The organism is Pseudomonas extremorientalis (assembly GCF_001870465.1).
Lineage (GTDB): Bacteria > Pseudomonadota > Gammaproteobacteria > Pseudomonadales > Pseudomonadaceae > Aquipseudomonas > Aquipseudomonas extremorientalis.
Map to the genome: position 1 here is coordinate 62,628 of NZ_MDGK01000003.1, position 14,013 is coordinate 76,640.

Below are 14,013 nucleotides of genomic sequence, written 5' to 3' on the forward strand. Positions count from 1 at the left end.
ATCGGGGGCAAGCCCCCTCCCACACTTGATCTCCATTGAATGTAAAAGCGCTATTCGGCGTAGGCCCAGGTCATCCGGAACGACGCGCCGCCCCATTCCGAATCCTGCACTTGCACCTGGCCGCCGTGCCACTGCGACACCCGCTGCACCAGTGCCAGGCCCAGGCCGAAGCCACCGGTACGACGGTCGCGGCTGTCGTCCAGGCGCATGAAGGGCTGGAAGATCTTCGAGCGGCCTTCCTCCGGCACACCAGGGCCGTCGTCACACACCCGCACTTCATAGCCGCTGCCGAACTTGACCAGCGACACTTCCACACGCCGCTCGGCATACCGAATGGCATTGCGCAGCAAGTTGATCACCGCCCGCGCCATAAAACGCGGTTCGATCTGGATGTAGTCCACTTCGCAGGTGCGCAACGACAACTGGATACCGGCGGCTTCGGCCTCCAGCGCCACGCTGCCGATCACACTGTCGAGCCAGCTGTGGGCCTCGATGCGCTCGCGGGTGACCTGGGTGGCGCCGCGCTCCAGGCTGGCGTAGGTGAGCAGTTCGGAGACCATTTCTTCCAGCTCGCCCAGGTCGGCATACATGTCGGCGATCAGTTCGCCGCGCAGACGCGGGTCGATTTGTTGCTTGAGCTGGTCGAGTTCGAACGACAGGCGCGCAATCGGCGTGCGCAGCTCGTGGGACACGGCGTTGGTCAGTTCGCGCTGGTTGGCGATCAGGCTTTCAATGCGTTCGGCCATCTGATTGAAGTGCCCCGCCAGCTCGCGCACGGTGGAACGGCGCGGCAGCAGGATGCGTGAACCGAGGTCGTTGTCACCGAAGCGTTGTGCGGCCAGGCGAATATGCTCCAGGTCGCGCCAGTGCGGGCGCACCCAGAAATACAGCACGATCGCCAGGCACACCCCGAGAAAACCATAGGCCCACAGGTAGAGCCACTTGGGCTCTTCCGGCAGTTTGATTTCCAGCAACTGCGGGCCACCGTCAATGCTGGCGAGGAACTCCATGAAATCACCGCGCACCACCAGCAAGTCAGCGGCCAGCAGTTGTGTCTCGCGCTCGGTGAGCGCCTGGGTGTCCTTCTGGACCAATTTCAAGTGCAGCCCATAATGGGGCTGCAACTCGGCCAGCCGGGCCTGGCGTTGGTCGGCGCCGAGCGGACGCAGTTGCTCTACCAGGGCATACGCCGGGCCGCGCAAGGCTTCGCGGTTATAGGTTTCGTTGGCTTCGGGCAGCAGCTCGTCGAAGGTGTAGTTGACCAGCCAGATCGCCCCCGCCAGACCGAGGGCCAGGATCACATACAGGCGCAGAAACAGCCGCAGCATTTAAGCCTCCCACGCGAACGGGTTGAACAGGTAGCCCTTGCCCCAGATGGTCTTGATGCACACCGGTTCACGGGGGTTGTCGTTGAGCTTGCTGCGCAGTTTGCTGATGTACACGTCGACGCTACGGTTGAGGCCGTCGAACGCGATACCGCGCATGCGGTTGAGGATGTCATCGCGGGACAGGATCGTGCCTGAGTTGCTGGCCAGCAGCCATAACAGCTCGAATTCCATGGTGGTCAGATCGATCTTGTCATCCCCCAGGCTGACCCCCCGGCAACTGCGATCGATGGCCAACCGCCCGAACGCCAGGGCACCGCGCACCGTCGGCTCCGGGGCCTGGCGCCGTTGCAGGGCACGCAGGCGCGCCAGCAGCACGGGCGGCTTGATCGGCTTGATCACATAATCGTCGGCACCGGACTCCAGGCCCAGGATGTGGTCCAGGTCATCTTCCTTGGCCGTGAGGATCACAATCGGCGTGTCAGACACCGTGCGGATCCCACGGCACACATGCAGGCCACTCTGGCCAGGCAGCATCAGGTCCAGCACGACGATCTTCGGCTTGAACGCCAGGAACGCTGCAAGGGCCTCATCGCCCCGGTGCTCCACGCGCACCTCGAAGCCATGCTGCTCCAGGAAGTGCGCGATCAGCCCCGCGAGTTTTTCGTCGTCTTCAACGAGCAAGACCTTGCCCAGCCCCAGGTTTTCCATAAGTTCTCAGTGTGCAGACGCAGATTGAAGAGCGGGCATTATAAGTGGCAAGCTGCCCAACTTAAGCAACTGGCCAGCCGTTGCCGACGAAGCTTCATGCTTTTAAGAGTTTTTAACAAATACCCCCCACTCTTTAACGCCAGCCACAGGGAGCTGTATGCGCAAGGATTACCTGGCGTTCTTTGTTTCGCTGTTCCTCTCGCGGTTGGCGGACCAGATCCTGCTGTTCATCGTGCCCCTGATCGTATTCCAGACCACGCAGAGTGTAGCCTGGGCCGGACTGGCATTCTTCGTCGAGTCGCTACCGCGTTACCTGGCGTTCCCAGTGTGTGGCGCCTTGTGCGACAAGTTCGCGCCAGTGCGCCTGCTGCAGATCAGCCAGGTTTACCGGGCGCTGGCGTGTGTGCTCGCGGTGGTCTTGCATGGGGTGTTCGATGGCCTCTACTGGATTGTCCTGCTCTCGGCGTTGTGCGGGGTGCTGACGACCCAGGGCATCATGGCGCGGGAAGTGCTGATGCCGCACATCTTCGCGCACTACAGCTACGCCAAGACCCTCTCCTACTCGCAGATCGCCGACCAGAGCGGGCTGGTGCTGGGGCCGCTGGTGGCGGCGCTGATGCTGGAAGTCTGGGCCTGGCATTGGGTGGTGCTGGGAGTGGCCGGATTGTTTGTACTGGCCGACCTGGCGATGCGCGCGTGGCAACGCTCCAGCACGGCGCACCTGGAAACCTTCGAACAGCATCAGGATATCTGGCTACAACCCCTGAAGATTGCGTTCGGGCATATCCGCAGCCTGCCGGACTTGAAACGGATCATCACCCTGGCCGTGGGGGTGAACCTGATCATTGGCGTCACCCTGGCCACATCGGCGGCGATGGTCACCGGCCACTTTGCAGCAGACAAGGACGCCTATGCCCTGCTGCAGGCAGCGGGTGCACTGGTGACCATCGGCATTCTGTTTTATCTGGCACGGGCCGGCCTGCCGTTGAAAGTGCTGGGTGGCTTGTCGTATTCGATGATCGGGGTGGGGGCGTTGATCATGGCCGCAAGCCCCGGCGTATGGCTGTATGCCGTGGGTTTCCTGCTGGTGACCGGCTTCGACAAGATGTTCAACGTCTACCTGCGCAGCACCCGCCAGCGGGTGATCCCCGCGCAGGACTTCGGCAAGACCGTGGGCGTGATCACCCTGCTCAACAACCTGCCGCAACCCTTGGCGGGCCTTGCGGTGGCGTTGCTGGCGGCGCCGCTGGGGACGCAGGCGGTGATCCTGCTGTTGGCCGGGATCGCCGCATTGCTCGGTGTGGCCGTGGCCTCAGGCTGGCACGCCACTGTGAAAGCGGAACTCGATGTCGGGTGACTCGATCAGGTCCTGCTCGGTCGCCCTGACCCGCTCGATCACCTGGGCGATGTCCTTGGCGTCGCCGTACTGGTACGCCAGCTTCAGGTAACCCTGGAAGTGCCGCGCCTCGCTCTTCAGCAGCCCGAAATAGAACTTGCCGAGTTCTTCGTCCAAATGCGGCACCAGGGCTTCGAAACGCTCGCAACTGCGCGCTTCGATAAAAGCACCGACCACCAGGGTGTCCACCAGTTTCACCGGTTCATGGCTGCGCACCACTTTGCGCAAGCCCGAGGCGTAACGCCCGGCATGCAGCTGGCGCAGCTCGATCTTGCGCTTTTTCATCAGGCGCATGACCTGCTCGTGATGCACCAACTCCTCGCGGGCCAGGCGCGACATCATGTTGATCAGGTCGACATGGCTGTAGTACTTGGCGATCAGGCTCAGGGCGGTGCTGGCGGCTTTGAATTCGCAGTTCTTGTGGTCGATCAGCAGGGTTTCCTGATCGGCCAGCGCGGCCTGGACCCAGGCATCAGGGGTGCGGCAACCGAGGAATTCGTGGATTTCTGGCAGGTTCATCGGGCTCACGGGCAAAAGGATCACAAAAGGCCGGCGATTATACCGACCCCGCCGCAGACCACCAGCCACCGGCCTTGATGTGCATCAACATGACGTGCGCGCGCCAGCAACTATAGTTGTTCCAGGCCCCGCCCTTTTTTATGGAGATCCCGATCATGCAAGCCATCCGCAGCATTCTGGTGATCATCGAGCCCGAGCACTCGGAAAGCCTGGCCCTCAAGCGCGCCAAGTTGATCGCCGGGGTCACCGACGCGCACCTGCACTTGCTGGTCTGCGACAAGAAGCATGAGCACTCGGCGCTGCTGGCGCTACTCAAGGCGGGCCTGCAGGAAGACGGCTACCGCGTCAGCACCGAGCAGGCATGGAATACCAGCCTGCATGAAACCATTATCGACGTGCAGCAGGCCGAAGGCTGCGGGCTGGTGATCAAGCAGCATTTCCCGGACAGCCCACTGAAAAAAGCCCTGCTGACGCCGGCGGACTGGAAGCTGCTGCGCTATTGCCCGAGCGCGGTATTGCTGGTCAAGACGTCTACACCCTGGATGGGCGGAAAGATCCTGGCGGCGATCGACGTAGGCAATACCGATGGCGAACACCGTTCGCTGCACAACTCGATCATTGACCATGGCTTTGATATCGCCAACCTGGCCAAGGCGCAGTTGCATGTGATCAGCGCACATCCGTCACCGATGCTGTCGGCGGCGGACCCAACATTCCAACTCAAGGAAACCATCGAGGCGCGGTATCGCGAGCAATGCAGGGCGTTCCAGGCTGAGTTCGATGTGGATGACAAGCACCTGCATATTGAAGAAGGCCCTGCCGATGTACTGATCCCCTACCTTGCTCACCAATTGCCGGCGGCGGTTACCATCATCGGCACCGTGGGGCGCACAGGTCTTTCCGGGGCGCTGATCGGTAACACCGCAGAGGTGGTGCTGGATGCCCTGGAGAGTGATGTGCTGGTGCTGAAACCTGACGAAGTGATGGACCGCCTGGTGGAGCAGGCCACCAAGGCCTGATGCCGACCTGTCAAACAATGAAGATAAAAATGTGGGAGGGGGCTTGCCCCCGATGAGGGTGTGTCAGTTGATAAATCCCGGGCTGACACACCGCCATCGGGGGCAAGCCCCCTCCCACAGGGGTTATCCGTTGTCAGTTGGAAAACACATCACGCAGAAAGCCGGGCGCGATATAGCGCTGGTAATGCGCCTCGGACAGGATAAAGAACTCACGGTCAATCGCGTCGCGCAGGTCCGGCAACGGCCAATCGCGAAATTCCGGTAATAGCACCATCCCATACGCCTCCAGGTTGGAAATCACCCGCGCGCCCCGGGCGATCAACTGGTAGGCCCAGCAGTACTCGGACTGGTGCGGCACGAAGCGGATCTTGCGCTGTTCCAGCTGGCCGCGCAGGGTCTTGGGGTCGAACACCTCCAGTTTGCCGGCCATCACCTGCACCAACAGCTGCTCCAATCGCAGCCAGACCGCGCGTTTTTCTTCCTCGTTATAGCCATTCCACTGGATCACTTCGTGGTGGAAGCGCTTGCAGCCACGGCACACCACATCGCCGTAAACCGTGGAGCACAGGCCGACGCAGGGGGTCTTGATGGTTTGGTTGGACATGGGTAACGACACGCAGATCAGCAAAACAATGCGCCATGTTAGCCCTTTGTCTAAGCGTGATCACCCAGCAAACTTGGTCAGGCAACTTACCTTTAGAAATTTTTTGCCGTAGAATCATCCGGCCTTGTAAGGCGCCAATAATCCGCTGGAAGCTGTTTTCAAAGCGTCACGAGCACAGTCGTTCCTTCAGAACGGTGTTGGCGCGGGCCCTGACTCGGTAGGTCAAAGCCCTCGCCAACCCTCATCAGCTCCGTTCTGCAGGCGTAAAACTTTGAAAGCAGCTTCTGTGAGGAATGCCGGCAGCGCTGGCTTTGCGGCCCAAAAAGCCCCCGAGCGCATGCGTGCCGTTCATTTCTGGATGAGCGTCCCGTGGGACCACTGATGAGGGTAATAACTGTGCTTGAAGCCTACCGCAAACATATCGAAGAGCGCGCAGCCCTGGGTATTGTTCCCCAGCCGCTTAACGCCGAACAAACCGCAGGCCTGGTCGAGCTGCTGAAAAATCCCCCGGCTGGCGAAGAAGAATTCCTCGTTGACCTGATTACCAACCGCATTCCACCAGGCGTTGACGAAGCTGCCTACGTCAAGGCCGGTTTCCTGTCTGCCCTGGCCAAGGGCGAAGCCACTTCCCCCCTGATCGACAAGAAACGCGCCGTTGAACTGCTTGGCACCATGCAAGGCGGCTACAACATCGTGACCCTGGTCGAGCTGCTGGACGACGCCACACTGGCTCCCGTCGCCGCCGCCCAACTCAAGCACACCCTGCTGATGTTCGATGCGTTCCACGACGTGGCCGAAAAAGCCCGTAACGGCAACGAACACGCCAAAGCCGTTATCCAGTCCTGGGCTGACGGCGAGTGGTTCCGCAACCGCCCTACCCTGGCCGACAAGATCAGCCTGCGCGTATTCAAGGTGACCGGCGAAACCAACACCGACGACCTGTCCCCTGCGCCGGATGCCTGGTCCCGTCCCGACATCCCACTGCACGCCCTGGCCATGCTGAAAATGGCCCGTGAAGGCATTGTGCCGGACGAGCAAGGCAAGACCGGCCCGATGAAGCAGATCGAAGAAATGCGCGGCCAGGGCTTCCCGATCGCCTACGTCGGTGACGTGGTCGGTACCGGTTCCTCGCGTAAATCCGCGACCAACTCCGTACTGTGGTTCTTCGGCGACGACGTTCCGTACGTGCCGAACAAGCGCGCTGGCGGCTTCTGCTTCGGCAGCAAGATCGCCCCGATCTTCTACAACACCATGGAAGATGCCGGCGCACTGCCCATCGAATTCGACGTTTCCAACATCAACATGGGCGACGTGATCGACCTGTACCCGCATGCTGGCAAGGTCTGCAAACACGGCACCGACGAAGTCATCACCACCTTCGAAATGAAGACTCCGGTGCTGTTGGACGAAGTCCGCGCCGGTGGTCGTATCCCGCTGATCATCGGTCGCGGCCTGACCGACAAGGCCCGTGCCGAGCTGGGCCTGGGCCCAACCGACCTGTTCAAGCTGCCTGAAGCGCCTGTCGACACCGGCAAAGGCTTCACCCTGGCGCAGAAAATGGTCGGCAAGGCGTGCGGCCTGCCAGAAGGCAAAGGCGTTCGTCCTGGCACCTACTGCGAACCGAAGATGACCACCGTGGGTTCCCAGGACACCACCGGTCCGATGACCCGTGACGAACTGAAAGACCTGGCGTGCCTGGGCTTCTCGACCGACCTGGTAATGCAGTCGTTCTGCCACACCGCGGCCTATCCAAAGCCGATCGACGTGACCACCCACCACACCCTGCCTGACTTCATCATGACCCGTGGCGGTGTATCGCTGCGTCCAGGCGACGGCATCATCCACAGCTGGCTGAACCGCATGCTGCTGCCGGACACCGTGGGTACCGGTGGTGACTCCCACACCCGTTTCCCGATGGGCATCTCGTTCCCGGCCGGCTCCGGTCTGGTTGCGTTCGCCGCAGCCACTGGCGTGATGCCACTGGACATGCCGGAATCGATCCTGGTGCGCTTCAAAGGCAAGATGAAGCCTGGCATCACCCTGCGTGACCTGGTTCATGCCATTCCTTACTACGCGATCCAGTCGGGTCTGCTGACTGTAGAGAAGAAAGGCAAGAAGAACGCCTTCTCCGGCCGCATCCTGGAAATCGAAGGCCTGAACGACCTGACGCTGGAACAGGCTTTCGAGCTGTCCGACGCCTCGGCTGAACGTTCGGCTGCCGGTTGCACCATCAAGCTGTCGAAAGAGTCGATCACCGAATACCTGAACTCCAACATCACCCTGCTGCGCTGGATGATCGGTGAAGGCTACGGCGATGCACGCACCCTGGAACGTCGCGCCCAAGCGATGGAAGCCTGGGTCAAGAACCCTGAGCTGATGGAAGCCGATGCCGACGCGGAATACGCCGAAATCATCGAGATCGACCTGGCCGACATCAACGAGCCGATCCTCTGCGCACCGAACGACCCGGACGATGCCCGCCTGCTGTCGAGCGTTGCCGGCGAGAAGATCGACGAAGTGTTCATCGGTTCGTGCATGACCAACATCGGTCACTTCCGCGCGGCCGGCAAGCTGCTGGAGCAGGTCAAGGGTCAGCTGCCAACCCGTCTGTGGCTGTCGCCGCCGACCAAGATGGACGCTCACCAACTGACCGAAGAAGGCTACTACGGCATCTACGGCAAGGCTGGCGCGCGCATGGAAATGCCGGGCTGCTCGCTGTGCATGGGTAACCAGGCACGTGTTGAGCCGAATTCGACCGTGGTGTCGACGTCGACCCGTAACTTCCCGAACCGTCTGGGTGACGGCGCCAACGTCTACCTGGCTTCGGCCGAGCTGGCAGCGGTAGCTTCTACCCTGGGTCGCCTGCCGACCGTCGAAGAGTACATGGGCTACGCAGCGAAACTGGACACCATGGCCAGTGACGTCTACCGCTACCTGAACTTCGACCAGATCGCCGAGTTCCGCAAGATCGCAGCAAGCGCCAACATCCCGGTGATTCAAGCCTAAGGTGTTGATGTGAAAAAACGCCGCGTATCGTGAGGTACGCGGCGTTTTTTATGCCTGGAATGCAGTACAAATGTGGGAGGGGGCTTGCCCCCGATAGCAGTGGGTCAGCCAATAAATCCGGCACTGAGACACCGCGATCGGGGGCAAGCCCCCTCCCACATTTTTACCGCGTCAGGTTTAAGCGAAGAACGAATAGACAACCGCAGTAATCGCCACCAGGCCAACCGCCGTGACGAACACATTGGACGCCTGCCCCCGGTACTTGGCCATGGCCGGCACCTTGCGAATGGCATACATCGGCATCAGGAACAGAATCGAAGCAATGATCGGACCGCCCAGCGCCTCGATCATGCCGAGGATGCTCGGGTTCAACGTCGCCACGATCCAGCACACCACCAGCATGAACGCCGCCGTCATGCGGTCCAGGCGCTTGGCCTCAGGGCGACGACCGGTCTTCAGCACCAGCCCCTTGAGGCCTTCACTCGCACCGATGTAATGCCCCAGGAACGACTTGGCAATCGCCACGAACGCAATCAACGGCGCTGCGAACTCGATGGTCGGGTTATTGAAGTGGTTGGCCAGGTACGACAGGATCGACAGGTTCTGCGCCTTCGCTTCGGCCAGTTGCGCCGGCGACAGGGTCAGCACGCAGCTGAATACGAAGAACAGCACCATCACCACCATCAACAGGTGCGCACGGGACAGGATCTGCGAGCTGCGTTCATCGGCGTGGGCGCCGTACTGGCGCTTCTGGTCCACCGCGAAGGCCGAGATGATCGGCGAATGGTTGAACGAGAACACCATCACCGGGATCGCCAGCCACAACGTGTTGAGCAGTGCGGACGGTGCGGGGATGACGCTGGCGGTGCTGAGGATGCCGCCGTTCCAGTGCGGAATCAGGTACACCGCCAGGAACAGCAACGCGACGATAAACGGATACACCATCAGGCTCATGGCCTTGACGATCACTTGCTCGCCGCAACGCACCACGGCCAGCAGGCCGAGGATCAGCACGAACGACAGGATCGCCCGGGGCGGTGGCGCAATGTGCAGTTGGTGTTCCATGAAGCTGCCGACCGTGTTGGTCAACGCCACGCTGTAGATCAGCAGGATCGGGAAGATGGCGAAGAAGTACAGCAAGGTGATCAGCGCACCGGCCTTGATGCCGAAGTGTTCTTCCACCACGTCGGTGATGTCGGAACCTTCACGGCCGGACAGCACGAAGCGGGTCAGGCCACGGTGGGCGAAGAAGGTCATCGGGAACGCCAGCAGCGCCAGGATCACCAGGGGCCAGAAGCCGCCCAGGCCTGCGTTGATCGGCAAGAACAGCGTACCGGCGCCAATGGCGGTACCGAACAAGCCAAGCATCCAGGTGGTGTCCTGGCGGCTCCAGCTTGTGAGGGTTGCAGGTGTCGTTGCATAGCGTTCGTCGACGCTATTGGCCTGATCATTCATCCGGTCGGATCTCCGCATTTACACGGCCGGGACGAGTCAGAAAAACCTGACAGGCAGCGCCCCGACCATAGAAGGGGCCGGATTGTCCGGGATTCTTGTGAATAAGCAAAGACTTAGCTGAGGAACGGTGGTGCGGTGCACGCCCGTAGGGGCGGCTGTAGACGGCGGTTTTCGGGGCCTGTGGCTGAAGGCAGAATATACATTCCCACACCAATCTATTTTAGAATCACGGCTGTTACTGTAGTTTTCACACAACGCCCGCCGCTTATCCAGAGAGCCCCGCCATGCCTCGCGTCTCCCGCAAACAAGCCGATCTCAACCGCGAAATCATCGTCGAGGCCGCCACGCACCTGTTTCGTGAGCGCGGACTGCACGGTATCAGCCTGTCAGACGTGATGGCTGCTGCCGGCCTGACCCACGGCGGGTTCTACGGGCACTTCGCCTCCAAGGAAGCCCTGGCCACCGAAGCCTGCCAACAGGCATTCGAGCACGCCAACCTGGGCTGGCAGGCCAAAATCGAGCACAGCGACGATCAACAGGCCGCGCGCCAGGCGGTGCTGGGGCCCTACCTGACCGCCACCCACCGCGACAACCCCGGCGACGGCTGCCCGGTCTCGGCTTTCGCCCCGGACATGTGCCATGAACCGGCCGATACCGCTTTGCAGCGCACCTTTATAGAAGGCGTTGAAAAGTCCCTGGAGATCTTCGCCCAACTCGAGGGCGGTGACCGTCAAGCCATGCTGGCCCAGTACGCAATGATGGTGGGCGCAGTGACCCTGGCACGTGCGACACGGGGCAATAGCCTGTCGGACGAGTTCCTGAAGGCTGCAAGAAATGCCCTCCTGCCCGTTGACAGCCCTTCCCCCGTCCCGGCATGACCAGGCCATGAACTTTTTCCGGCTCGTCCTCACCCATACCACCACGACCGCTTCCGGCGGCGGGCAAGCGCAGTCGAGACCCGCTTCTGACCGCACAAATACCGCATACTCCTCCCCTCAAACCCTTCAGGAAGAGCCTTCCGATGACCGCCACTGTTCTGGTCCTGGTTGAAACCATCAACGAATACCTGCCCATCATCGAGGGCAATGACTTTCATGTGATCCTGGCGCCGACACCCGCCGAACGCGCCGAAGCCATCAAGGCCCACGGCAGCCAGATCAAGGCGGTGCTGACCCGTGGTCCGCTGGGCTTGTACGCCGAGGAAATCGCCGCCCTGCCCCTGCTGGAAATCATCTGCGTGATCGGCGCCGGCTACGAGCACGTCGACCTGCAGGCCGCCAGCAACCGCGGGATCGTGGTCACCAATGGCGCCGGGGTGAATGCGCCGTCGGTGGCCGATCATGCCATGGCGTTGCTGCTGGCGCTGGTGCGCGGAATCCCGCAGACCGACGCCGCGGTGCGCCGCAGCGAATGGCCCAAAGTGATGCGCCCGTCCCTGGGCGGCAAACAATTGGGCATTCTCGGGTTGGGCGCCGTAGGTATGGAGATCGCCAAGCGCGCCGCCCTGGGGTTCGGCATGCAAGTGAGCTATCACAACCGCCAGCCCCGTGACGATGTGGACTACACCTACTGCGCCACCGCCGTTGAACTGGCGCGCACCTCGGACTTCCTGATCCTGGCCACGCCGGGCGGTGCCAGCACCCGCCACCTGATCGACCGCCATGCCCTGGATGCCCTGGGGCCGAATGGCTACCTGGTCAATATCGGCCGTGGCAGCGTGGTGGTCACCGCCGACCTGGTCGCCGCCCTGGAGCAGCGTCGCATCGGTGGCGCGGCGCTGGATGTGTTCGACGATGAGCCCAAGGTGCCCGACGCGCTCAAGAAACTCGGCAATACCGTGCTCACCTCCCACGTGGCCGGGCTGTCGCCGGAAGCGGCCCATGACACCGTGCAGCGCGTGGCCGACAACCTGGTGGAGTACTTTGCCGGCCGCCCGGTGCTCACTCCGGTCGCCCTGCCCCCGCCTACGAAATGACCGATCAGGCACGCTGATCATCCTCCAACACGCTAACCTATTAAGCCGCCCCGACCTTGTCGCTGGGCGGCTGTGCGCATTAGATTAGGAAATAGTCCGAGGCCTTTAGAATAAGCAGAAGGGATAAGCATGGCGCTGAACGACCAATCGACCCAGATTCGCCCAGGCGAAGAGCTTGATGCCAGCCTGATCGATCCCTACCTCAAGGCCCATATCCCGGGCCTGGACGGCACGCCCAGGATCAGCCAGTTTCCCGGTGGCGCGTCGAACCTGACCTACCTGTTGGAATACCCCGGCCAGGAATTCGTGCTGCGTCGCCCACCCTTTGGCCACAAGGCCAAGTCCGCCCATGACATGGGCCGCGAATACCGCATTCTCAACCAGCTCAAGGACGGTTTCCCCTATTGCCCCAAGGCCTATGTGCATTGCACTGACGAGTCGGTGATCGGTGCCGAGTTCTATGTGATGGAGCGCGTCAACGGCATCATCCTGCGCTCCGACCTGCCGCCCGAACTGGGCCTGGATGCGACCAGGACCGAAGCGTTGTGCAAAAGCTTCATCGACAAGTTCGTGGAACTGCACCAGGTGGACTACCACGCCTGCGGCCTGGCCGACCTGGGCAAGCCCGACGGCTACGTGGCGCGCCAGATCCGCGGCTGGAGCGACCGCTACGAAAAGGCCCTGACCCCCGACGCACCAAGCTGGGAAGCCGTACGCGCCTGGCTCGAGGACAAGATGCCGGCCGATCAACCCACGTCCAGCATCGTGCACAACGACTACCGCTTCGATAACGTGATCCTCGACCCGCACAACCCGATGCAGATCATCGGCGTGCTGGACTGGGAACTGACCACCCTCGGCGACCCGCTGATGGACCTGGGCAACACCCTCGCCTACTGGATCGAAGCGGCGGACCCGGCGCCGGTGCAGTTGATGCGCCGCCAGCCGAGCAACGCCCCCGGCATGCTCAATCGCCGTGAGTTCGTCGACTATTACGCCGAACGCTCCGGCATCCAGATCGACAATTTCGACTTCTACTACACCTACGGCCTGTTCCGCCTGGCCGGCATCGTGCAGCAGATCTACTACCGCTTCTTCCATGGCCAGACCCAGGACAAACGCTTTGCGCAGTTCATTCACATGAACAAGCTGCTCGAGCAGATGAGCCTGAACGTCATCAGCAAATCGTCCCTTTAAGGAACCGCTATGTCCAAGACCCACCTGTTCGACCTCGATGGCAAGATCGCATTCGTTTCCGGCGCCAGCCGTGGCATCGGCGAGGCCATCGCCAAGTTGCTGGCCCAGCAAGGCGCCCACGTGATCGTCTCCAGCCGCAAGCTGGAAGGCTGCCAGCACGTCGCCGATGCGATCATCGCCGACGGTGGCAAAGCCACGGCCATCGCTTGCCATATCGGTGAAATGGAGCAGATCACCCAGGTGTTCGCCGGTATCCGCGAGCAGTTCGGCCGCCTGGATATCCTGGTCAACAATGCCGCGACCAACCCGCAATTCTGCAACGTGCTGGACACCGACCTCGGTGCGTTCCAGAAGACCGTGGACGTGAACATCCGCGGCTACTTCTTCATGTCCGTGGAAGCCGGCAAACTGATGCGCGAGAACGGCGGCGGCAGCATCATCAACGTCGCCTCGATCAACGGGATCTCGCCGGGTGTGTTCCAGGGCATCTACTCGGTGACCAAGGCCGCCGTGATCAACATGACCAAGGTGTTCGCCAAGGAATGCGCGGCGTTCGGCATTCGCTGCAACGCCCTGCTGCCGGGCCTGACTGACACCAAGTTCGCCTCGGCGCTGGTGAAGAACGATTCCATCCTCAAAATGGCCCTGGCGCAGATCCCGCTCAAGCGTGTGGCCGACCCGAGCGAGATGGCCGGTGCGGTGCTGTTCCTGGCCAGTGACGCGTCCAGCTACACCACCGGCGTATCGCTGAATGTGGACGGCGGTTTCCTGTCCTGAGTACGCCTGGGTTTCTACAGATCGATTTG

General features: G+C 61.6%; 12 protein-coding genes. 7 read left to right on the forward strand and 5 right to left on the reverse strand.

Annotated elements, in window-relative coordinates:
* Nucleotides 1-50: 50 nt before the first annotated feature.
* Nucleotides 51-1,328, reverse strand: coding sequence for an ATP-binding protein (locus BFN10_RS00305; RefSeq protein ID WP_071487929.1), 1,278 nt, complete (start codon nt 1,326-1,328; stop codon nt 51-53).
* A complete protein-coding gene (locus BFN10_RS00310; RefSeq protein ID WP_071487930.1) occupies nt 1,329-2,036 on the reverse strand; it encodes a winged helix-turn-helix domain-containing protein in 708 nt (235 codons plus the stop codon).
* A 157-nt stretch (nt 2,037-2,193) separates the two neighbouring features.
* Between BFN10_RS00310 and BFN10_RS00315 the strand changes: the two genes are divergently transcribed.
* Complete coding sequence (locus BFN10_RS00315) at nt 2,194-3,393, forward strand: MFS transporter (protein WP_071487931.1); 1,200 nt, start codon at nt 2,194-2,196, stop codon at nt 3,391-3,393.
* Here the strand turns inward: BFN10_RS00315 and BFN10_RS00320 are convergent.
* Complete coding sequence (locus BFN10_RS00320) at nt 3,349-3,951, reverse strand: MiaE family protein (RefSeq protein WP_071487932.1); 603 nt, start codon at nt 3,949-3,951, stop codon at nt 3,349-3,351. The two genes, BFN10_RS00315 and BFN10_RS00320, sit on opposite strands and share 45 nt — an antisense overlap.
* Before the next feature lie 155 nt (nt 3,952-4,106).
* On the opposite strand from BFN10_RS00320, the gene BFN10_RS00325 reads away from it, so the two are divergent.
* Nucleotides 4,107-4,970 carry a universal stress protein gene (locus BFN10_RS00325; RefSeq protein ID WP_071487933.1) on the forward strand — a complete coding sequence of 288 codons (864 nt, stop codon included), beginning with the start codon at nt 4,107-4,109 and terminating at the stop codon, nt 4,968-4,970.
* A 133-nt stretch (nt 4,971-5,103) separates the two neighbouring features.
* On the opposite strand, the gene BFN10_RS00330 is transcribed toward BFN10_RS00325, so the two are convergent.
* Nucleotides 5,104-5,574 (reverse strand): DUF1289 domain-containing protein, encoded by a 471-nt coding sequence (locus tag BFN10_RS00330; RefSeq protein WP_071487934.1) that lies wholly within the window; start codon nt 5,572-5,574, stop codon nt 5,104-5,106.
* 396 nt (nt 5,575-5,970) lie between these two features.
* Between BFN10_RS00330 and acnB the strand changes: the two genes are divergently transcribed.
* Nucleotides 5,971-8,580, forward strand: coding sequence for a bifunctional aconitate hydratase 2/2-methylisocitrate dehydratase (gene acnB, locus BFN10_RS00335; RefSeq protein WP_071487935.1), 2,610 nt, complete (start codon nt 5,971-5,973; stop codon nt 8,578-8,580).
* 177 nt (nt 8,581-8,757) lie between these two features.
* Here the strand turns inward: acnB and BFN10_RS00340 are convergent, their stop codons facing one another.
* Nucleotides 8,758-10,035, reverse strand: a complete 1,278-nt coding sequence (locus BFN10_RS00340) for a serine/threonine transporter (protein ID WP_071487936.1) — start codon at nt 10,033-10,035, stop codon at nt 8,758-8,760.
* 284 nt (nt 10,036-10,319) lie between these two features.
* Between BFN10_RS00340 and BFN10_RS00345 the strand changes: the two genes are divergently transcribed.
* The 4 genes from BFN10_RS00345 to BFN10_RS00360 all read left to right on the forward strand — a co-directional run bounded on the left by BFN10_RS00345 (nt 10,320) and on the right by BFN10_RS00360 (nt 13,984).
* Nucleotides 10,320-10,913, forward strand: coding sequence for a TetR/AcrR family transcriptional regulator (locus BFN10_RS00345; RefSeq protein WP_071487937.1), 594 nt, complete (start codon nt 10,320-10,322; stop codon nt 10,911-10,913).
* A 143-nt stretch (nt 10,914-11,056) separates the two neighbouring features.
* Nucleotides 11,057-12,010: a 2-hydroxyacid dehydrogenase gene (locus BFN10_RS00350; protein WP_071487938.1), complete on the forward strand. Its 954-nt coding sequence runs from the start codon at nt 11,057-11,059 to the stop codon at nt 12,008-12,010.
* 129 nt (nt 12,011-12,139) lie between these two features.
* Nucleotides 12,140-13,207 (forward strand): phosphotransferase family protein, encoded by a 1,068-nt coding sequence (locus BFN10_RS00355; RefSeq protein WP_071487939.1) that lies wholly within the window; start codon nt 12,140-12,142, stop codon nt 13,205-13,207.
* Nucleotides 13,208-13,216: 9 nt separating this feature from the next.
* A complete protein-coding gene (locus tag BFN10_RS00360) occupies nt 13,217-13,984 on the forward strand; it encodes an SDR family oxidoreductase (RefSeq protein WP_071487940.1) in 768 nt (255 codons plus the stop codon).
* Nucleotides 13,985-14,013 lie beyond the last annotated feature (29 nt).

Coding starts and splice junctions, on each gene's coding strand:
- BFN10_RS00305 (WP_071487929.1), bottom strand. CDS start 1,328: ATGCTGCGGCTGTTTCTGCGCCTGTATGTGATCCTGGCCCTCGGTCTG.
- BFN10_RS00310 (WP_071487930.1), bottom strand. CDS start 2,036: ATGGAAAACCTGGGGCTGGGCAAGGTCTTGCTCGTTGAAGACGACGAA.
- BFN10_RS00315 (WP_071487931.1), top strand. CDS start 2,194: ATGCGCAAGGATTACCTGGCGTTCTTTGTTTCGCTGTTCCTCTCGCGG.
- BFN10_RS00320 (WP_071487932.1), bottom strand. CDS start 3,951: ATGAACCTGCCAGAAATCCACGAATTCCTCGGTTGCCGCACCCCTGAT.
- BFN10_RS00325 (WP_071487933.1), top strand. CDS start 4,107: ATGCAAGCCATCCGCAGCATTCTGGTGATCATCGAGCCCGAGCACTCG.
- BFN10_RS00330 (WP_071487934.1), bottom strand. CDS start 5,574: ATGTCCAACCAAACCATCAAGACCCCCTGCGTCGGCCTGTGCTCCACG.
- BFN10_RS00340 (WP_071487936.1), bottom strand. CDS start 10,035: ATGAATGATCAGGCCAATAGCGTCGACGAACGCTATGCAACGACACCT.
- BFN10_RS00345 (WP_071487937.1), top strand. CDS start 10,320: ATGCCTCGCGTCTCCCGCAAACAAGCCGATCTCAACCGCGAAATCATC.
- BFN10_RS00350 (WP_071487938.1), top strand. CDS start 11,057: ATGACCGCCACTGTTCTGGTCCTGGTTGAAACCATCAACGAATACCTG.
- BFN10_RS00355 (WP_071487939.1), top strand. CDS start 12,140: ATGGCGCTGAACGACCAATCGACCCAGATTCGCCCAGGCGAAGAGCTT.
- BFN10_RS00360 (WP_071487940.1), top strand. CDS start 13,217: ATGTCCAAGACCCACCTGTTCGACCTCGATGGCAAGATCGCATTCGTT.